Source organism: Thermoactinomyces sp. CICC 23799 (assembly GCF_016055145.1).
Classification (GTDB): Bacteria; Bacillota; Bacilli; order Thermoactinomycetales; family Thermoactinomycetaceae; genus Thermoactinomyces; species Thermoactinomyces intermedius.
In genome coordinates this window covers 118,986-136,408 of sequence record NZ_JAECVV010000003.1, presented here as the reverse complement: position 1 = coordinate 136,408, position 17,423 = coordinate 118,986, and the positions used below count along the sequence as shown (strand labels likewise).

Genomic DNA, 17,423 nt, shown 5'->3' with positions numbered 1-17,423 from the left:
ACAGCGGTACCCGCCCGTTTATGCCGGGTAATGAAAAAAATCCCTTTCTGCACAGATGCAAAAAGGGATAAATCGATCTATCATTATCACCTTCTCTCATCTGTCAGAACCGCTCCGTGTCCTGCAGGAATTGGCACCTTTCTGCTTCAAGCAGATGGTTGCCGAGGCTTCCTCGGGCCTGTCCCTCCACCTCTCTGGATAAGAGAATCTGATCCGTTTATTCAGTTTTCATCAGTTTCTTTAATTTAGCATATAATTTTTAAGGAATCAATAATTTTGATTTAAATTTTTCATTTGATTTTTGAATAAACAAGTAAGCGCCGGAATGCTCACACTCCGGCGCTTTTCTTTGGGTCACAAGTTATTTAAAGCCTCTTGAATCGGTTGATCCCCTGTGACCAGATCAAACGAACGGCGATAAGTATTTTCATGTTCCAATGCTTCCCCCACGACTCTCGCCACATCAGCCCTCGGAATGGAAGCCGGTTGATCGATATGTTCACGGAGCAAGACCGTACCTTTGGCCGGGTCGTTTGTCAAGGCTCCGGGGCGAATGATGGTGTAATTGAGGGAACTGTTGCGCAATCGTTCATCTGCCCTTTTTTTGGCAACCAGATAATGGCGGATGGAATCCGGCCCTTTTTCCGGTTGATCCGCCCCGATGGAACTGATCATCACAAACCGACCGACTTGATGCTGTTCAGCAGCCTCAATTGCCTTGAAGGCCCCGTCCAGGTCCACCAAAATGGTTTTATCCGGACCGGTGTGACCGCCTGAACCGGCTGAAAATATGATTGCGTCCATACCCTCTGCCCAATGGGAAAAATCTTTTTCCAAATCGCCGATGACCACCTCATCCGCGCCCAGTCTTTGAATGACCGGCACTTGTTCTTCTTTGCGGACCATCGCCCGGAGGTGATGAGGCGTTTCTTTCAACAGCGATACCAATTTCCTGCCGATTTTTCCATTGGCGCCAAGGAGCAAAATATTCATGTTACCAGACTCCCTTTGATTGATGTTTCTTTTGTCACCATATGAACCTTTCCACCCGGACTCCCCCCGTCAAACCTCTTTATGGTTAATTTCACATTTCCCCTTGTTCCTGATTCAATCTTTTTTTATAATGATCCCAGAACATATGTTCGATATCTTGTGGTGGGGGAGTCGCTATGCAATATCAGCCTGAAAAACTTTTGGATCTTGCGCATTTTTTGCTTCCCAATGATCCAACCTTGGTCGAAGAAGTCAATTTTTGCATAAAAAATCCCAAAGAATATTTATTAACCACGATGATGATGGATTCCGTCCCTCTTAGTAATCTTCCCTGGTTTGCATTGATTCACTCTTTGAAACAGCGAAATTTGATTTTCACATTCGACGAATCCCTCATCTCCGCCTGGTTCAGCACCAAACACGCCAAAAAGTCCAAACGGTTTGCATGGGTGATCCGTGACGGCAAATGGAACGAAAGCCATTTCGCTTCTTCGGACCCGGTCAGCCATCCTTATGTCCGTTTTTTCTTTCAATTAGCCAACCATTATTTGGAACCCCTGCAATATGTTTTATGCTCTCTGATACCCACGCTTCATCCGTACACCTTGACCATTTTGCCCGTGCAGACGGCCAAACATTGCCAGGAACTGGCTTTTGAATCCGGATACGGGACCTTGTGGATTGAAAAGGATCTGCCCTTTCAACCGGAACCGTATTATGGGCTGTTGATTCCTGCGTTTATCCATCTGCTGGAAAAAGAAAACCCTTTTTGGGTCTCATGATGTAAGGAAAGCCCCGCAGACTATGTCTGCGGGGCTTTTCCCAGTGTTCCCTGAAAACCAAAGAGTGTGAGACATGACTCTTTGAAAAAATCGTTTTTGCTCGAAATGAGCTCCTTAGAAAGGAGGTGATCCATCCCCACCTTCCGGTAGGGATACCTTGTTACGACTTCACCCCAATCATCTGCCCCACCTTCGGCGGCTGGCTCCTAAAAGGTTGCCTCACCGACTTCGGGTGTTGCAGACTCTCGTGGTGTGACGGGCGGTGTGTACAAGGCCCGGGAACGTATTCACCGCGGCATGCTGATCCGCGATTACTAGCGATTCCGGCTTCACGCAGGCGAGTTGCAGCCTGCGATCCGAACTGAGACTGGCTTTTTGGGATTGGCTCCCCCTCGCGGGTTCGCTGCCCTTTGTACCAGCCATTGTAGCACGTGTGTAGCCCAGGACATAAGGGGCATGATGATTTGACGTCATCCCCACCTTCCTCCGGCTTTCACCGGCTGTCTCGTTAGAGTGCCCACCCGAAGTGCTGGCAACTAACGACAAGGGTTGCGCTCGTTGCGGGACTGAACCCAACATCTCACGACACGAGCTGACGACAACCATGCACCACCTGTCACCGCTGTCCCGAAGGAAACCTCCATCTCTGGAGGGGTCAGCGGGATGTCAAGCCCTGGTAAGGTTCTTCGCGTTGCTTCGAATTAAACCACATGCTCCACCGCTTGTGCGGGCCCCCGTCAATTCCTTTGAGTTTCAGCCTTGCGGCCGTACTCCCCAGGCGGAGTGCTTAATGGGTTACCTTCGGCACTGAGGGGCGTAGCCCCCCAACACCTAGCACTCATCGTTTACGGCGTGGACTACCAGGGTATCTAATCCTGTTTGCTCCCCACGCTTTCGCGCCTCAGCGTCAGTTACAGGCCAGAGAGCCGCCTTCGCCACTGGTGTTCCTCCCGATCTCTACGCATTCCACCGCTACACCGGGAATTCCGCTCCCCTCTCCTGCACTCAAGCCGACCAGTTTCAGGTGCCGCTCTGCGGTTGAGCCGCAGCCTTTCACACCTGACTTAACCGGCCGCCTGCGCGCGCTTTACGCCCAATAATTCCGGATAACGCTCGCCCCCTACGTATTACCGCGGCTGCTGGCACGTAGTTAGCCGGGGCTTTCTCCTTGAGTACCGTCAACCTCCCAGGCTGTTCGCCTGGAAGGAATTCTTCCTCAAGAACAGAGTTTTACAACCCGAAGGCCGTCCTCACTCACGCGGCGTTGCTCCGTCAGGCTTTCGCCCATTGCGGAAAATTCCCTACTGCTGCCTCCCGTAGGAGTCTGGGCCGTGTCTCAGTCCCAGTGTGGCCGATCACCCTCTCAGGTCGGCTACGCATCGTCGCCTTGGTGAGCCGTTACCTCACCAACCAGCTAATGCGCCGCGGGCCCATCCGCAAGTGACAGCCGAAGCCGCCTTTCCCCTTTTCCCCATGCAGGGAAAAGGCCTATCCGGTATTAGCCCCGGTTTCCCGGAGTTATCCCGGTCTTGCGGGCAGGTTGCCCACGTGTTACTCACCCGTTCGCCGCTGGATCCTCATCCCGGAGGATGATTCTCCCGCTCGACTTGCATGTATTAGGCACGCCGCCAGCGTTCATCCTGAGCCAGGATCAAACTCTCCAAAAAAGTTTGATGTGTACTCTCAAGAATTAACGAGTCATGTCTTCACTCTTCAGTTTTCAAGGAACACTTCATTTCGTTTTGTTTGTGTCGCTCTCACGCGGCGACAAATACGATACTATCATCTTCTCCGACACAAGTCAACACTTTTTTTAAAATAAAATCGAAAAAATCGCGGGGAACCCAAAATCCCCGCGACCAAGCAGCCGGATCAATCCATTTCATATCTTTTCCCGTTGATTTCAAAGCTGGAAGTAATACGGGCATTTAATGAGTTGGAAACCGAGCAATACTTCTCAACGGAAAGCCGGACAGCCCGGCGGACTTTTTCTTCGGGAAGATCCCCTTTTAACACATAATGCATGTGCACGTTGGTGAAGCGACGGGGATGATCTTCTGCCCGTTCCCCTTCCACCTCCATTGCAAATCCTTCCACATTCAAACGCATCTTCCGCAGAATATCGACAATATCAATCGCGGAACAGGTTCCAACTGCCGACAAAACCATTTCAGTCGGACGCGGGCCTTTGTTTTCCCCGCCGACTTCCGGTGCAGCATCCATTGTCACCGTATGTCCTGACGGCGTTTCCGTTTCAAACCGCATTTTACCTTGCCATGTCACATTCACTTTCATTTTCATTCCTCCTAGGACATTCCATATATAATCAAGGCCGCTTCAACAATGGCCGCAAAAAACAGCAGCACCACAATGGCTGTAAGATTGGGCACCAGCCGGCTGCGAATCCTTTTCCATTCCGCAATGCTGGCCTGCATCCGTTCGCTTGAAAAGACCGATAAAACCCGCCGCAACACTGCCATTCCCAAATGAATCCCCAAACCGGCGGCCATAAACAACGCCGGCAATTCCATAATACCATGGGGCAGGATCGACTGAACAAAGATGGCCCAGGGGTTTTGTCCGGAAGTATGGGATGCGATGTGAAGGGTGGTTCCCAGCAGCATTCCGTTCATCAGCATGGCTGAAAAAGGATAGATCCCGAAAAACAAAGCGCCGAGTAAAATGATCATCATCGTGGCAAACAAGTTATTCAGGAAGATCGAGACAAATGCATTCAAAAACGTCGGCTGGCTTTGAATGGATAGCACCACTTTTTCAATTTCCTCAAACACCCCGGCTTGTTTCAGAAAGGTTGTCAACGAATCCCCTTGGAAGTAACCGGTCACGGCACTGGTGACAAACACGACAGCCATCATCGTAAAATATCTTCTTTCTGCGCGAATGGCGGACCACCACTTTTTCATAATTCCACTCCTTTTTATGGACAAACAATCATAACCCTCGTCCTCACGCATACATTAAGGATAGATGTTGATTCGGGGGAGGGACCGACACAATGAATTTTTTTCTTGTTCTTTCAGGCAAACGTCTGAAACGGAGTATTCTTATCCTTCTTGTTCTATTCTTTGCAGCCGGGATCTTTTATGCGGAAAACAAAAACATTCAGGTCTTTGTGCCGCTGGATCCGGGCCCGTCTGCGATTTACAGCGTCGATACAAATAAAAAACAAATCGCCTTAACCTTTGATATCAGTTGGGGGGAAGAACGCACCGGCCCCATTTTGGACGTTTTGGAACAAAAAGGGCTGAAAAAAGCGACGTTCTTCTTATCTTCTCCGTGGGCGGAAAGCCATCCCGACCTGGTCAAACGGATTGTGAACATGGGGTATGAAATCGGAAGCCACGGTCACCGGCATGATAACTACAGCGAATACAACGAAGAACAAATTCGCACTCAAATTTTAAAAGCAGACCAGATTTTGCAAAAAGCCACAGGCAAAAAACCGAATCTGATCCGGTTCCCGAACGGGGACTTTGATAAAAGGGTCCTCAAAATTGCCGACAGTCTCGGTTATAAAACCATTCAATGGGACACCGATTCCCGTGACTGGATGAATCCGGGCAAAGATGAAATTGTCAATCGGGTTTTATCCAAAGCCCATCCCGGAGACATCGTTTTGTTGCACGCCAGCGATTCTTGTCGCCAAACCCACGAAGCCTTGCCGGAAATCATTGACGGATTGCGGTCAAAAGGATATGAATTTGTCACAGTGTCCGAATTGATCTCCGGCTCCGAGGTGGATACCCAATCCGTTGAATAACGTTGCACCTACATAAGCATAGCATAAGATCAGCGTTTTCCCCACGAAAAAAGAGTCGATTCCGTTCGTTTGAACGGCAACCGACTCCTTTATTTTTTCTTTTTCGGTTTACGGGCATTTTTTGTACCGGCCTTCTTGCTCTTGGCGGACTTCCCCTTCTTCTCCTTTTCGGCGGAAGACGGTTGCACCCACCGGTGCAGCTGCAAAATTTGCCATGCATTGCAAACCAAAAGGACCAACACCGTGTGCATCATGATCAGAAGCGGGACTTCCCCTTTCTTGGGATTGATGGAAGGAATCGCTTCAATCGTTGTTGCGGCGATGACAAAAAAAAGCGTTGGTATGTATGCGCTTTGATTCGTCCACTTTTGTTTCAGGCCGGCGATCAGGATGGCCGACAAAACAATGATCGTGGGAACAAGCAAGTGAAGCCAAAATTCTTCTCCCTGATATTTTGCAAAATTCAAGTACAGCAAATTCCCGATCAGAATCAGGATCAACAAAAGCATCACCGTATCATAAACCGTTTTCTTTCGCAACAACCCCTTGGCCAACCAGTTAAACACCAGATAGGCAAAGAAGCCGAGTTCCGCGACGGCCGCCAAGGTCAAACCGAGCAAAAGCTGACTGGTCAAAGAACCGAACAACACTTCCCCCGCCGCCTGTTCAAAAAGAAAACCCAAAATAATTGCCGTAACACATCCGAGGATCAGTGTCGAGAAAAACCAATAAATCAATTTCCTTAAAGTCATAGCGGTCTCTCCTGTTTTATTTTCTTAACCGATTGTACCAAAATTGATCCTGATTTGACAGTCAGGCATAAAGCCACCGGCAAACTCGCATATTAAAAAAGAGTAAGCTCGCGAAACGGAGGATCAAAGAAGATGCAGAAGATAAAATGGATCGTTGCCATCATTGTCCCTGTATTGATGGTCGTATCATGCAGTTCCAATCAGTCCCAGCCATCCGAACCGGATTATCAAAAAATCAAGGAAATCACGCTGGACGTTTTGCATACAGGAGAAGGGAAAAAAGTGCTGGAGGATCTGATGCAGGAGCCGGAATTCAAACAAAAAATCATGATGGAATCGCAAGAAATGGAAAAGGCTCTCGCCCAATCCCTTACCGATGCCAAAACCAAAAAAGAGTGGGAAACCATTTTACAAAAGCCGGAAGTGGCCAACAATCTGTTTCAGGTCACGGAAGAACAAAACAAAAAGCTGATGAAAATCTTGTTGAAAGATCCGGAATATCAAAAAATGCTGATCGAGATCTTCAAAGATCCGCAAATGTCCAATCAGATCCTGCAAATCCTGAAAAGCCAACAATACCGGGAAGAAACCAAAAAAATCATGGAAGAACTGATTCAAGTGCCGAGCATCCAGAAAAAGCTGGGTGAACAACTCAAACAAGCCCAAAGCAAGAAACAGGGCGGACAGGAAGGCGGCGGTGAAGGCGGAAGCGAACAAGGTGGCGGCGGCAATCAGGAAGGCGGACAGTCCCAATAATGAAAATGAAGAGGCGGTGAAAACCGCCTCCCGTCATCCAGCGACCGGTGCTTTTTCCAACAATTTTTCCGCCAATTCCTCATATCTTTTGCCATTGGGGTGATCGGCATCATAGATCGCCGGGGCAAAATCCGGATCATCCATGTCTTTGGACTCCGGAGCCCCGAGCGGAATCTGGGCCAACAGATCCACTTTTAACTCTTCGGCCAACTTCTTGCCTCCGCCGTGGCCGAAGACGTATTCCCGCTCCCCGTATTTATTTTGATACCAGGACATGTTCTCCACGACACCGAGAAGTTCATGTTTGGTCGTATTCAGTGCCATGGCGCCTGCCCGTGCGGCAACAAACGCCGCCGTTGCATGGGGAGTCGTCACAAGGATTTCTTTGCTTTGCGGAATCATTTGGTGAATATCCAGCGCCACGTCCCCTGTTCCCGGAGGCAAATCGATCAACAAATAATCCAGGTCTCCCCAGTAAACTTCACTGAAGAAGTTTCTCAGCATTTTCCCCAACATGGGTCCGCGCCAAACCACCGGTGAATTGTCTTGAACAAAAAATCCCATGGACATGACTTTCACGCCGAAACGTTCCACGGGCAAAATCATCTCGCCAATCACCACGGGACGCGTTTCGATGCCCATCATGTCCGGAACGCTGAATCCGTATATATCGGCATCAATAATACCCACTTTTTTCCCTTTCCGGGCCAAAGCCACGGCCAGATTCACGGTCACGGTCGATTTTCCCACTCCGCCTTTTCCGCTGGCCACGGCGATAAACTGTGTGTTGGAGGAAGGATCCAACAACGGGGGAACCTGGCTTTGGCGGTTTTTTTGTCCTTCCTGATGCAAACTAGCCGCCAGTTTTTGCCGTTCTTCATCCGTCATCGATCCGAAGCGCACATTCACTTTTTCGGCTCCCAGCTGGTAAATGGCCTTCTCCACATCTTCCTGGATTTTAAATTTCAAAGGGCAACCCTGAATGGTCAAAACCACATCCAGCGAAACTTCTTTCCCTCTTATCCGGATATTTCGAATCATGTCCAACTCGACAAGGCTTCGGTTAATTTCAGGATCTTTCACATTTTTTAATGCTTCTAATATTTTTTCCTGGGTTAGCATGGCTGACACCTCAATCGAAAGCGATTTCTTATCCATTATAACACACTACTGATCAACGATTGGAGGCGGTTCTTTCCCTGTGTAATATTGGAGAATCCCCAGATAAATGGATGCCGCCACTTTCTTTTGATACTCCGGTTGCGACAAAAGTTCGGCCTCCGCGGGGTTGGACAAAAACCCAACCTCGACCAAAGCCGTCGGAACCGGGGAATGATTCAAAATATACACATCCCCTTTTTGTTTCGCCAGACGTTTGGTGTTTCCCAGCTGTTTCATCAGCTCAGACTGGATAAAAGCTGCCAGCCTTTTGTTTTCTTCTTTCGCCGGATGATAAAACGTTTGGGCCCCTGACCATTTGGGTGAAGGAATGGCATTCAAATGAATGCTGATCAAAGCATCCGCTTTTTTCTCTTTGACCAAATGAATCCGGCGCATGAGATCCTCTGCTTTCCGGGAACGGAGCCTGTCAGTGTCCGGGGAAGCCAGATCCCGGTCACTCTCCCGGGTCAGATAAACCAAAGCCCCTGCTTCTTGCAAATAATCCCGCAAATACAAAACCATTTGCAACGTGATGTCTTTTTCAATGATCCCGGTTTTGCTGACCGCTCCCCCGTCCGCTCCCCCGTGCCCGGCATCCAATACAATGACTTTGCCGTTCAACGGCATGGACCATGTGGATACGATGAGATTTTTCAACATGAAAAACAAAGCCGGCAACAGGAGCAAAAGCAGAATGATTCCCGCCCACATCCCGTGTTCTTTCAACCATTTTCCCATCCATTTCGCCTCACTTACTTAAACCTGTCTATCTTCATGTATATGGACGAAACGGACAGATATGTACAAACCATCGCTCACTCGCTCCAGCCTTTCTGGAACCAAATGCGGCTCAATTCTTCCAGCAAAATCATCACCGATTGCACATTCCATTCATCCATCCACCGGAAGATGGAAAATTCCTTCACCAGCTGATCCGTCAATTGGCTGCATATTTTTTCGCGGTTGGTGATAAAAACATCCACCGGGTCGTTTTGGGTGACGATCAGGCAAAGCGATTCGGACAGAAAAATCGTTTTCTCTTCCGGTTGGTTGCAGTGGGAAGTCCGGGAAGCAGCGTCAAACGGTTGGGAAAACGTCACTTTTTGCCTCCCCGCCTTTTTCCGCTCGATCATCCCGGCCGCATACGCTTCAAAAACCATGCGGTACACCAATTCCAACAGCATAATTTTGCTTGACTCGGGCCAATAATGGGTAAACGGGTCCACAAAATCTTCCTTGATTTTTTTCAATTGGGACCAGGGAAACCGATTCAATGCCTTTAACCGGATTTGTTCCTCTCTTTTAATCTGCCATTCATCCCAGTAAAAAATTTGTGCCACCGGTGGTTTGCTCCTTTGTCCGAACTTCTCTTTTTCTTCATTGTTGACAAAGAAGCATGAGAAAAAACCAAAACCGGGGGAAGAACAGCCGATTGCCTCCGGAAAGAAAAACGGATCCAACCTCTTTGGATCCCGGGCAAGCATCCGGACTCAGCCGAAAGCAACATCCAAAATCATCATCACAACAAAACCGGCCATCAAGCTCATGGAGGCCAGGTCTTTATTCCCTCTTTCTTGCGAGCTGGGAATCACTTCTTCGACCACCACGAAAATCATCGCTCCCGCTGCAAAACTTAAAGCATAGGGCAACAGCACCCCGATGAACGTGACAAACAATGCGCCGATGACGGCGGCAACGGGTTCAACCATCCCCGAAAACTGTCCGTAAAAAAAACTTTTTCTGCGGGACATTCCTTCTCCCCTGAGCGGCATGGAAACCGCAATTCCTTCGGGGAAATTTTGGATTCCGATTCCGACGGCAAGCGACACGGCGGCTGCCAGGGACGCTTCCGTTCCCCCGCCTGTGATGGAGCCGAAAGCAACCCCCACCGCCAGTCCTTCGGGAATATTGTGCAACGTGATGGCAAGCACCAACAAGGTACTTTTTTTCACTTCCTTTGACAGATAACCTTCCGCTTCGGCAATAGGCGCGTTTGGATGGAGATGGGGCAATATTTTATCGATGGCCCCCAAAAAAATCCCGCCGGCCATAAAGCCGGTTGCCGCCGGGAACCAATCGGCAATCGCATGGCCGCGGGACATTTCAATGGCCGGGGCCAACAGCGACCAATAACTGGCGGCAATCATCACTCCTCCTGCAAACCCCAACATGCCGTCCAACAACTTTTCATTGAATCTCTTAGTAAAAAAAACCAAGGAAGCTCCCAATGCGGTCATGAACCAGGTGAACAACGTAGCAATCAAAGCCTTCATCACCGGGGAAAGAGCATAAAACGCGTCAAACATGGCGAAAAGCAATCTCCTTTTAGCTGCATTTTACTTAATAAATCCCCGAAAAATCACGAAGGTATTCCTGCTTTCCCACAGAGCAAACACCGATGTTTCACACAGGAAAACCTTCGCCTGAAAAGAATTTAATGATGCAACCGGCTCTCGATTTTTTGTTTCATACCGTGAGGAGGGAGATGCCAATGTCGGAGATTCAAGCGGTGATCTTTGATTTGGATGGCACGCTGATTGACAGCGAACCCAACTATTTTGAAGCAGAGAAAAAATTGCTGGTGGAATACGGGATCACCGGTTTTGACTTTGAAATAAAAAAGCGGTATGTGGGCATCAGCACAAAAGAAATGCTGGAAGACTTGAATAAAACGTACGCTTTTTCGGATCCCGTCAAAGTGTTGATCGCGAAAAAGAACAAAATTTATTTAGAGATTGCAAAGAAAAAACACATGTTTTTCCCGAAATGAAAAAGTTTTTGCACATCCTTCAAGAGAACAAAATGAAATTGGCCCTGGCTTCGGGGTCTTCTCCGGACATCATTGAGGAGATCTTGTCCGTGACCCGGTTGTCCGCTTTCTTCGATGCGGTGGTTTCTTCGGAAGATGTAAAAAAGGCAAGCCGGAACCGGATGTGTTTTTGGAAGCCGCCAGACAGCTTGCCATCTGTCCGGAATGCTGTTTGGTGGTGGAGGATTCCCCATACGGGGTTGAGGCCGCCAAAGGGCCGGGATGTATTGTGTGGCGATTCCTTACTTGACGGAAAAGCCTTTGCCTGACCGTTTCCAGAAAGCCGATTTCCTTGTCAAAGAGGGAATGCGCTGTTTCTCCGCTGAAAATACGTTTGCGTGGCTGAAACAAATCGGCCATGCTTCGTGAGGAATCAAAGGGAACTCCTTTGGGGCAAGGGAGTTCCCTTTCCGGTTCTCCTGCTTCCGGCTCCCGGAAGCCGCCCGAAAGGATCCCCTTTGGCCATCTTCCCTGCCCCTTGGAATGAACAGTTCTTCTTGTTTTTTAAAATGGTTCATCCTATGATAGTGGAGTGAATGATTTGCCTTGGTGCAGTTCATAATACCTCCAGATCGTTTCGTGGAAAAGGAGCGTGAATCAATGAAAAAATTCGGGCCTCTGCAACGGGTTTCCCCTGCACTTATTTTTGTTTTTTCCTTCATGATTTTATTGATTGCAGGATGTGGCACAAAGCCGCAACAAGAAACCTCTCAGTCCCCCCGAAACCCGGAAAAACCCGTCATCATCCAAGGCGCCATGCCCATTGAAGCGGAAAAACTGGCCAACCGCCTGGAAAACGTGCAAACCGAAAAATCGGGAAACTTTGTTTTTTATAAAGGAACCCTGAACCAATATCCGGTGATTGTCGTAAAAACCGGAAAAGGCATGGAAAACACGGCGGCTGCCACTGCCTTGGCCATTGAGAAGTACCAACCGGTTGCCATCATCAACCAGGGAACCTCCGGCGGACACGACCCCGGCCTTCATGTTTTTGACATTGTCCTGGGAAAAAGGGTGACTCACATCGGGTCGTTTAAAACCACGGACAAAGAAGAAGGCGAAGGAACCGATCCATCCACATGGAAACCGATGGACCTGATGGCTTCGGAAGGAAGTGCCGGGGAAGACAAAAATGCGGAAAAAATCCGTTATTATGAAGGCCATCCGGAATTGCTGAAAGCCGCTCTGGCCGTCAAAAACCAATACAAAAACGGCAAAGTGGTGGAAGGCACCATCGGTTCGGCCGACCTTTGGAACAATGAGATGGACCGGATCCAATGGTATCATGAAAAATACGGAACCTCCGTCGAGGAGATGGAAGGTGCCTCCGCCGCGCAAATTGCCGATGCCTATGATGTTCCGTTTTTGGGCATCCGGATTTTGTCCAACAATAAGACAAACGCGGGTAAATACAACCCCGATACCGCTGAAGCCTGCCAGGAATATGTGTATCACGTGGTAAGCAAATATATCTCCATGCTGAAAAACAAATAATCCCGTTGTGAAAGAGGCGTATGGAGGGTTGGCTTTTTAAACCCACAGGCCTCTTTCTCTTCAGTTTCCAACACGGACTTCCCTCCGATATCCCATCCTATTGCAAAAGGAGAATCCATGATGAGCAAACCCCGGATTTACCAAATGAGTTTTTCAAAAATCTATCCCCTGTATGTAAAAAAAGCAGAGAAAAAAGGACGAACAAAAGAAGAAGTCGATGAAATCATCCGTTGGTTGACTGGATACCGCCAAGAAGAATTAGAAGCGCACTTGGAAAAACAAACAGACCTTGAGACCTTCTTTTTGGAAGCTCCTCAATTGAATCCTTCGCGGTTTTTGATCAAAGGGGTGATCTGCGGTGTGCGGGTGGAAGACATTGAAGAACCAACGATGCGGGAAATTCGCTACCTGGATAAGCTGATCGATGAATTGGCACGTGGAAAATCAATGGAAACCATTTTGCGCACATCAAAACAAAAAAACACTGAATCCATAAAGGATTAGTTTTTTTGTTTTGGTTTGAATGGAAAAAACCCTTTCCCGAATTGTCCGGGAAAGGGTTTTGTAAAACGTTGAAATATAAAGCTTAACGTTTGGAGAATTGGGGTGCACGGCGAGCGCCTTTGAGACCGTATTTTTTACGCTCTTTCATCCGCGGGTCACGTGTCAGGAAACCGGCTTTTTTCAAAGCTGGACGAAGTTCCGGATCAACTTTCAACAAAGCCCGTGCAATTCCGTGACGAATCGCTCCGGCTTGTCCGGTGAAGCCGCCGCCATGAACATTGACCAGTACATCATAACGATCTTGTGTATCCGTCAGCACCAACGGTTGGCGAACAATGGCTTTCAAAGTTTCCAGACCGAAATATTCATCAATGCTGCGGCCGTTGATCACGATTCGTCCATCTCCGGCAACGAGGCGAACTCGAGCGACCGATTCCTTACGGCGACCGGTTCCGTAAAATTGAACTTGTGCCAAATCGGTTACCTCCTTTTATTATCCACGCAGTTCCCACTCAACCGGCTGTTGTGCCTGATGAGGATGCTCGGAACCTGCATATACTTTTAATTTTTTGAGTTGCTTGCGACCAAGGCTTCCTTTCGGAAGCATTCCTTTGACGGCCAATTCGATCATACGTTCCGGATGTTTGTCACGCATTTCGTGAGCCGCAGTCGCTTTCAATCCGCCCGGATAACGGGAATGGCGGTAATAGATCTTTTTGGTCCATTTTTTACCGGTCAATTCAATTTGACTTGCATTGATCACAATCACGAAATCGCCGGTATCCACATGCGGGGTAAACTCAGGCTTATGTTTTCCGCGAAGCAATGCTGCAACTTCCGATGCCAAACGACCCAGGGTTTTGCCTTTGGCATCAACCACATACCACTTCCGTTCCACTTCATTGGGTTTCGCCATATAGGTGGTACGCATCCGTATTCCCTCCTCTATCAACAAACGGTAAACCGTTAATCATTTTCAAGTTTTAGAAGCATTAATCAGTGACTGATTTTGCGCCGAACATAACTCCACCGGGGCATGGAGTGGAAAATACCAAGCGTTATAATATCGCAAATGAGGTGCGATGTCAAGAAAAAGACGCGGTGAAACCGGAATTTTTCCAAGGTGTATAGCCGACTTTGACCAGGACCAGTCCTTCCGGCGGAAACGTGGGCCCCGCTTTTTGCCGGTCCTTTGCCAGAATGATTCCGGGAATCGCTTCCGGCCGGATTCTCCCTTTCCCGACTTCCACCAGCGTCCCCGCGATAATCCGCACCATGTTATAAAGAAAACCGTTGCCGGTCACTTCGATGACCAATCCGCCCGGCTCCTGTTCCAAGCGGCATTGGTAAATCGTGCGGACCTTATCCTGGATCTCGGTTTTGGCGGAACAAAAAGAGGTGAAATCATGGGTTCCCACCAGATAACCCGCCGCTTCCCGCATCTTTTCCACATCCAGCGAAACGGGGACATGGGTGCGAAACCGGCGCTCAAACAAATCGGGGATCGGCCTCAAGTCCAACCGGTAGCGGTACGTTTTCCACTTTGCGCTTTTTTGGGCATGAAAGTCCATGGGGGCTTCTTCCGCCGAAAGGGCCAATACATCCCGCGGCAAGGTGCGCCTTAAGATATAAGGATATTTTTCAACCGGGATCGGACTGGAAGTCGTAAAATGACAAACCTGGTGAAGAGCGTGAACCCCCGCATCGGTCCGTCCGGAACCGTGAACCGAAACCGCCTCTCCGGTAATCTTCCGCAATGCTTCTTCCAGTGTTCCTTGAATCGTTCTTTGTCCAGGTTGGCTTTGGAAACCGGAAAAATCCGTTCCATCGTAAGCGATGACCAGTTTAATCTTTTTCAATCCGGGCTTTGCACCTCCCTATCGGCCAAACATCCACACAATGCCTCCCAACAGGATCAGGACTGCAACCAGCCACCCGTCCCGTGGGGTGAGCTGAAGCCGGCGCCATTTCGTTCTCCCTTCCGCTCCCCGGTAACATCTGGCTTCCATGGCCAGCGCCAAATCTTCCGCTCTCCGAAAGGAAGACACAAACAACGGAATGAGGATCGGAAAATATTTTTTCAACCGGGTCAGCAAATTCCCCGCTTCAAAATCCACTCCGCGCGCCATTTGCGCCTTTCGGATTTTCTCCGTTTCCTCCCACAGTGTCGGGATGAACCGGAGTGCAATGGACATCATCAAAGCCAACTCATGTGCGGGAACCCCGAATTTTTTAAACGGAGACAAAATCTTTTCGATCCCGTCCGTCAAGTCCATCGGAGACGTCGTAAACGTGAGCAGAGAAGCAATGGCGACCAGCAAGGAAAGCCGGATGGCGATCATCCCGGCCTGGCGGATGCCCTCTTCATAAACGGTGATGAAAGAAAAAGAGAAGACCACGTCCCTCCCTTTGTTCATCCACAAATGCAAAAAGGAAGACAACAGGATAATCCAAAGGACGGGTTTCAGTGCGCTGAAAAAAAGCTTGTATGGAATCCTGGCCGCACGGACGGCGGCAAGCGTGAACAACAGGAACAAGGTACTTGGCAAAACAGCTTTCAAAAAGAAAACATATAGCATGAAGACAAAAACAAATCCCAGTTTGGCCCGGGGATCCAGCCGGTGAACAAAGGAATTGCCGGGAAGATACGAACCCACCACAAACCCTTTCATTGTGAATTCCCCCCGGAAGCAAACCGTTTTTGCAAAGCTTTTTCAAGCGCGTCCAAGGTGAAAATGGATAAAGGAAGCGGCGGATCCAGTTTCCGGTTTATTTTCCGGATCAACTGCGTGACATGCGGCAATTCCAAAGCAAGTTCCTGCCACTTTTGCTCCTGGCTGAACACTTCTTCCGGCGTTCCGGACAAGACCAGCTTTCCATCTGCCAGCACAAATACCTGATCGGCATAGCGCACGACGTGATTCATGTCATGGGTCACCAAGATGATGGTCTTCCCCTGCTGATGAAGCTTTTTGAGCAAAGCAAACAGCTCTTCTTCCCCTTTCGGATCCAATCCGGCCGAGGGCTCGTCCAGAATCAATATATCCGGTTGCAAGGCCAAAACCCCGGCAATCGCCACCCGCCTCATTTGTCCGCCGCTTAAATGAAAAGGAGAACGATCCCATAATTCCGGCGCAAGCCCGACCAAATCCATGGCCCATCGGACCCGGCGGCTTCGTTCCGGTTCCTCTGTCCCCCGGTTTTTCAAGCCGAAGGCAATATCGGCCGCCACGGTTTCCGCAAATAACTGGTGTTCCGGATATTGAAAAACCAATCCGACATGCCGCCTGAGCGACGCTCCCGATTGGCCCCGGGCATCCCACACCAGATCCCCCACCCGGACGTGTCCCGCACCGGGGCGGATCAGCCCGGCAATACACTGGATCAATGTCGATTTTCCGGAGCCGGTTCCGCCGACCACAGCGGCAAAACTTCCTTTCGGAATGCGAAGGCCAACCCGGGACAAAGCTTCTTTCTCAAAAGGAGTATTCGGCAAATATTTCACGCTCAGGTTTTGGATAACAATCTCCATATTTCCCTCACCAGATCTTCTTTACCGTTGATCTCTCCCAGCGGCCAGCCTCTTTTCTGAAGCCGGTGTTTCAACTCCACTTCGATCGGAACCGCCAAACCCCATTGTTTCAAACTATGGGCCCGGGGGTACAGCTGCTTCACCGTCTGATCCAATTTGCATTCTCCCTGATACATGACAATCACACGATCCGCCAGAAAAGCTTCTTCCGCAGAGTGGGTGATGTGGATAATGGTGGTTCCACGATCATTTAACGATTGCATCAAACGGAGCAACGTCTTCCGTCCAACCGGATCAAGCATGGACGTGGATTCATCAAAAATGATCACATCCGGTTCCAACACCAGCACCCCGGCAATGGCCAACCTTTGCTTCTGTCCACCCGAAAGGTGATGGGGCTGGACATGTTCCAATCCCTGAAGTCCGACCGCTTTCACCGCTTGATCGATTTTGCTTTTCATTTCCGAACGTGAAACACCGATATTTTCCAATCCAAAGGCAATATCGTCTTCCACGGATGTCGCAACGATTTGGTTATCCGGGTTTTGAAAAACCATCCCGACTTTCCGGCGGATATTCCACAGATCTTCTTCCGACCGGGTATCCATGTCCGCCACCCGGACCCGGCCCTTTACCGGAAGCAACAGTCCGTTTGCCAACCGGGCAAGTGTGGACTTGCCGGAACCATTACTTCCGACAATGCTCACATATTCCCCGGAACCAATGGCAAGCGAGACATCTTTCAACACCCAAGGGGATTCTGACTCCTGTTCATACCGAAACCATACTCGTTCATACTGAATGATCGGTTCCATTTTTTCACCTTAAAAGAAAAAAGGGTAAACGTCAGGACCAAATG

Annotated in this window: 21 protein-coding genes, 1 rRNA gene, 1 pseudogene and 1 riboswitch; of the genes and pseudogenes, 7 read left to right on the top strand and 16 right to left on the bottom strand. The window is 49.2% G+C overall.

Translation table 11 applies throughout. The features are described 5' to 3' along the window. Positions 1–93: 93 nt before the first annotated feature. Positions 94–205, bottom strand: a riboswitch (SAM riboswitch). 149 nt (positions 206–354) lie between these two features. Further along, on the bottom strand, positions 355–993 hold the full coding sequence (locus tag I8U21_RS05015; RefSeq protein WP_198053412.1) for an SDR family oxidoreductase: 639 nt from the start codon (positions 991–993) through the stop codon (positions 355–357). A gap of 176 nt (positions 994–1,169) precedes the next feature. On the opposite strand from I8U21_RS05015, the gene I8U21_RS05010 reads away from it, so the two are divergent. After that, positions 1,170–1,775, top strand: coding sequence for a DUF6630 family protein (locus I8U21_RS05010; protein WP_198053411.1), 606 nt, complete (start codon positions 1,170–1,172; stop codon positions 1,773–1,775). A gap of 118 nt (positions 1,776–1,893) precedes the next feature. Here I8U21_RS05010 and I8U21_RS05005 read toward each other — a convergent pair. The 4 genes from I8U21_RS05005 to I8U21_RS04995 all read right to left on the bottom strand — a co-directional run bounded on the left by I8U21_RS05005 (position 1,894) and on the right by I8U21_RS04995 (position 4,699). Continuing rightward, positions 1,894–3,442 (bottom strand): 16S ribosomal RNA (locus tag I8U21_RS05005). 90 nt (positions 3,443–3,532) lie between these two features. Next, positions 3,533–3,661: a hypothetical protein gene (locus I8U21_RS15155; RefSeq protein WP_255516932.1), complete on the bottom strand. Its 129-nt coding sequence runs from the start codon at positions 3,659–3,661 to the stop codon at positions 3,533–3,535. Beyond that, entirely contained in the window at positions 3,648–4,070 is a 423-nt protein-coding gene (locus I8U21_RS05000) for an OsmC family protein (RefSeq protein WP_181732442.1), read from the bottom strand. Before I8U21_RS05000 ends, I8U21_RS15155 begins: the two co-directional genes overlap by 14 nt. An 11-nt stretch (positions 4,071–4,081) precedes the next feature. After that, the gene (locus tag I8U21_RS04995; RefSeq protein WP_198053410.1) at positions 4,082–4,699 is read right to left on the bottom strand and encodes a stage II sporulation protein M; all 618 of its coding nucleotides are present in this window, start codon (positions 4,697–4,699) and stop codon (positions 4,082–4,084) included. 92 nt (positions 4,700–4,791) lie between these two features. On the opposite strand from I8U21_RS04995, the gene pdaB reads away from it, so the two are divergent. Further along, positions 4,792–5,556, top strand: coding sequence for a polysaccharide deacetylase family sporulation protein PdaB (gene pdaB / locus I8U21_RS04990; protein ID WP_181732440.1), 765 nt, complete (start codon positions 4,792–4,794; stop codon positions 5,554–5,556). Between the two features lie 89 nt (positions 5,557–5,645). Here the strand turns inward: pdaB and I8U21_RS04985 are convergent, their stop codons facing one another. Continuing rightward, complete coding sequence (locus I8U21_RS04985) at positions 5,646–6,308, bottom strand: KinB-signaling pathway activation protein (protein ID WP_198053409.1); 663 nt, start codon at positions 6,306–6,308, stop codon at positions 5,646–5,648. Positions 6,309–6,440: 132 nt separating this feature from the next. On the opposite strand from I8U21_RS04985, the gene gerD reads away from it, so the two are divergent. After that, positions 6,441–7,064, top strand: coding sequence for a spore germination lipoprotein GerD (gene gerD / locus I8U21_RS04980; protein WP_198053408.1), 624 nt, complete (start codon positions 6,441–6,443; stop codon positions 7,062–7,064). A 33-nt stretch (positions 7,065–7,097) separates the two neighbouring features. On the opposite strand, the gene I8U21_RS04975 is transcribed toward gerD, so the two are convergent. The 4 genes from I8U21_RS04975 to I8U21_RS04960 form a co-directional block, all read right to left on the bottom strand. Beyond that, entirely contained in the window at positions 7,098–8,186 is a 1,089-nt protein-coding gene (locus I8U21_RS04975) for an Mrp/NBP35 family ATP-binding protein (protein WP_198053511.1), read from the bottom strand. 45 nt (positions 8,187–8,231) lie between these two features. Continuing rightward, positions 8,232–8,963 (bottom strand): N-acetylmuramoyl-L-alanine amidase CwlD, encoded by a 732-nt coding sequence (gene cwlD, locus I8U21_RS04970; RefSeq protein WP_198053407.1) that lies wholly within the window; start codon positions 8,961–8,963, stop codon positions 8,232–8,234. 77 nt (positions 8,964–9,040) lie between these two features. After that, positions 9,041–9,565 (bottom strand): hypothetical protein, encoded by a 525-nt coding sequence (locus I8U21_RS04965; RefSeq protein ID WP_198053406.1) that lies wholly within the window; start codon positions 9,563–9,565, stop codon positions 9,041–9,043. A gap of 150 nt (positions 9,566–9,715) precedes the next feature. Then, on the bottom strand, positions 9,716–10,531 hold the full coding sequence (locus I8U21_RS04960; RefSeq protein ID WP_198053405.1) for a ZIP family metal transporter: 816 nt from the start codon (positions 10,529–10,531) through the stop codon (positions 9,716–9,718). A 92-nt stretch (positions 10,532–10,623) separates the two neighbouring features. Here I8U21_RS04960 and I8U21_RS15265 point away from each other — a divergent pair. The 4 genes and pseudogenes from I8U21_RS15265 to I8U21_RS04935 all read left to right on the top strand — a co-directional run bounded on the left by I8U21_RS15265 (position 10,624) and on the right by I8U21_RS04935 (position 13,032). Next, a pseudogene (locus I8U21_RS15265) lies at positions 10,624–11,284 on the top strand (HAD family hydrolase). After that, positions 11,266–11,403 carry a hypothetical protein gene (locus tag I8U21_RS04945; RefSeq protein WP_198053515.1) on the top strand — a complete coding sequence of 46 codons (138 nt, stop codon included), beginning with the start codon at positions 11,266–11,268 and terminating at the stop codon, positions 11,401–11,403. Before I8U21_RS15265 ends, I8U21_RS04945 begins: the two are co-directional and overlap by 19 nt. Before the next feature lie 231 nt (positions 11,404–11,634). Continuing rightward, positions 11,635–12,528: a 5'-methylthioadenosine/S-adenosylhomocysteine nucleosidase gene (locus I8U21_RS04940; protein WP_198053403.1), complete on the top strand. Its 894-nt coding sequence runs from the start codon at positions 11,635–11,637 to the stop codon at positions 12,526–12,528. A 120-nt stretch (positions 12,529–12,648) separates the two neighbouring features. Continuing rightward, complete coding sequence (locus tag I8U21_RS04935; RefSeq protein WP_198053402.1) at positions 12,649–13,032, top strand: DUF2200 domain-containing protein; 384 nt, start codon at positions 12,649–12,651, stop codon at positions 13,030–13,032. An 82-nt stretch (positions 13,033–13,114) separates the two neighbouring features. On the opposite strand, the gene rpsI is transcribed toward I8U21_RS04935, so the two are convergent. The 6 genes from rpsI to I8U21_RS04905 all read right to left on the bottom strand — a co-directional run bounded on the left by rpsI (position 13,115) and on the right by I8U21_RS04905 (position 17,379). Next, positions 13,115–13,507, bottom strand: a complete 393-nt coding sequence (gene rpsI / locus I8U21_RS04930; RefSeq protein WP_181732431.1) for a 30S ribosomal protein S9 — start codon at positions 13,505–13,507, stop codon at positions 13,115–13,117. A gap of 18 nt (positions 13,508–13,525) precedes the next feature. Further along, positions 13,526–13,963: a 50S ribosomal protein L13 gene (gene rplM, locus I8U21_RS04925; protein WP_198053401.1), complete on the bottom strand. Its 438-nt coding sequence runs from the start codon at positions 13,961–13,963 to the stop codon at positions 13,526–13,528. Positions 13,964–14,117: 154 nt separating this feature from the next. Then, positions 14,118–14,891 (bottom strand): tRNA pseudouridine(38-40) synthase TruA, encoded by a 774-nt coding sequence (truA, locus tag I8U21_RS04920; protein WP_181732429.1) that lies wholly within the window; start codon positions 14,889–14,891, stop codon positions 14,118–14,120. 18 nt (positions 14,892–14,909) lie between these two features. Further along, positions 14,910–15,704, bottom strand: a complete 795-nt coding sequence (locus tag I8U21_RS04915; protein WP_198053400.1) for an energy-coupling factor transporter transmembrane component T family protein — start codon at positions 15,702–15,704, stop codon at positions 14,910–14,912. Next, entirely contained in the window at positions 15,701–16,564 is an 864-nt protein-coding gene (locus tag I8U21_RS04910) for an energy-coupling factor transporter ATPase (RefSeq protein WP_198053399.1), read from the bottom strand. The genes I8U21_RS04915 and I8U21_RS04910 overlap by 4 nt, the downstream gene beginning before the upstream one ends. Further along, positions 16,540–17,379: an energy-coupling factor transporter ATPase gene (locus I8U21_RS04905; RefSeq protein WP_198053398.1), complete on the bottom strand. Its 840-nt coding sequence runs from the start codon at positions 17,377–17,379 to the stop codon at positions 16,540–16,542. The genes I8U21_RS04910 and I8U21_RS04905 overlap by 25 nt, the downstream gene beginning before the upstream one ends. Positions 17,380–17,423 lie beyond the last annotated feature (44 nt).

What these genes read in the sequence shown, in the direction of transcription:
- I8U21_RS05015 (WP_198053412.1), bottom strand. Translation starts at nt 993, where the DNA reads ATGAATATTTTGCTCCTTGGCGCCAATGGAAAAATCGGCAGGAAATTG.
- I8U21_RS05010 (WP_198053411.1), top strand. Translation starts at nt 1,170, where the DNA reads ATGCAATATCAGCCTGAAAAACTTTTGGATCTTGCGCATTTTTTGCTT.
- I8U21_RS15155 (WP_255516932.1), bottom strand. Translation starts at nt 3,661, where the DNA reads ATGAAATGGATTGATCCGGCTGCTTGGTCGCGGGGATTTTGGGTTCCC.
- I8U21_RS05000 (WP_181732442.1), bottom strand. Translation starts at nt 4,070, where the DNA reads ATGAAAGTGAATGTGACATGGCAAGGTAAAATGCGGTTTGAAACGGAA.
- I8U21_RS04995 (WP_198053410.1), bottom strand. Translation starts at nt 4,699, where the DNA reads ATGAAAAAGTGGTGGTCCGCCATTCGCGCAGAAAGAAGATATTTTACG.
- pdaB (WP_181732440.1), top strand. Translation starts at nt 4,792, where the DNA reads ATGAATTTTTTTCTTGTTCTTTCAGGCAAACGTCTGAAACGGAGTATT.
- I8U21_RS04985 (WP_198053409.1), bottom strand. Translation starts at nt 6,308, where the DNA reads ATGACTTTAAGGAAATTGATTTATTGGTTTTTCTCGACACTGATCCTC.
- gerD (WP_198053408.1), top strand. Translation starts at nt 6,441, where the DNA reads ATGCAGAAGATAAAATGGATCGTTGCCATCATTGTCCCTGTATTGATG.
- I8U21_RS04975 (WP_198053511.1), bottom strand. Translation starts at nt 8,186, where the DNA reads ATGCTAACCCAGGAAAAAATATTAGAAGCATTAAAAAATGTGAAAGAT.
- cwlD (WP_198053407.1), bottom strand. Translation starts at nt 8,963, where the DNA reads ATGGGAAAATGGTTGAAAGAACACGGGATGTGGGCGGGAATCATTCTG.
- I8U21_RS04960 (WP_198053405.1), bottom strand. Translation starts at nt 10,531, where the DNA reads ATGTTTGACGCGTTTTATGCTCTTTCCCCGGTGATGAAGGCTTTGATT.
- I8U21_RS04940 (WP_198053403.1), top strand. Translation starts at nt 11,635, where the DNA reads ATGAAAAAATTCGGGCCTCTGCAACGGGTTTCCCCTGCACTTATTTTT.
- I8U21_RS04935 (WP_198053402.1), top strand. Translation starts at nt 12,649, where the DNA reads ATGAGCAAACCCCGGATTTACCAAATGAGTTTTTCAAAAATCTATCCC.
- rplM (WP_198053401.1), bottom strand. Translation starts at nt 13,963, where the DNA reads ATGCGTACCACCTATATGGCGAAACCCAATGAAGTGGAACGGAAGTGG.
- I8U21_RS04915 (WP_198053400.1), bottom strand. Translation starts at nt 15,704, where the DNA reads ATGAAAGGGTTTGTGGTGGGTTCGTATCTTCCCGGCAATTCCTTTGTT.
- I8U21_RS04910 (WP_198053399.1), bottom strand. Translation starts at nt 16,564, where the DNA reads ATGGAGATTGTTATCCAAAACCTGAGCGTGAAATATTTGCCGAATACT.
- I8U21_RS04905 (WP_198053398.1), bottom strand. Translation starts at nt 17,379, where the DNA reads ATGGAACCGATCATTCAGTATGAACGAGTATGGTTTCGGTATGAACAG.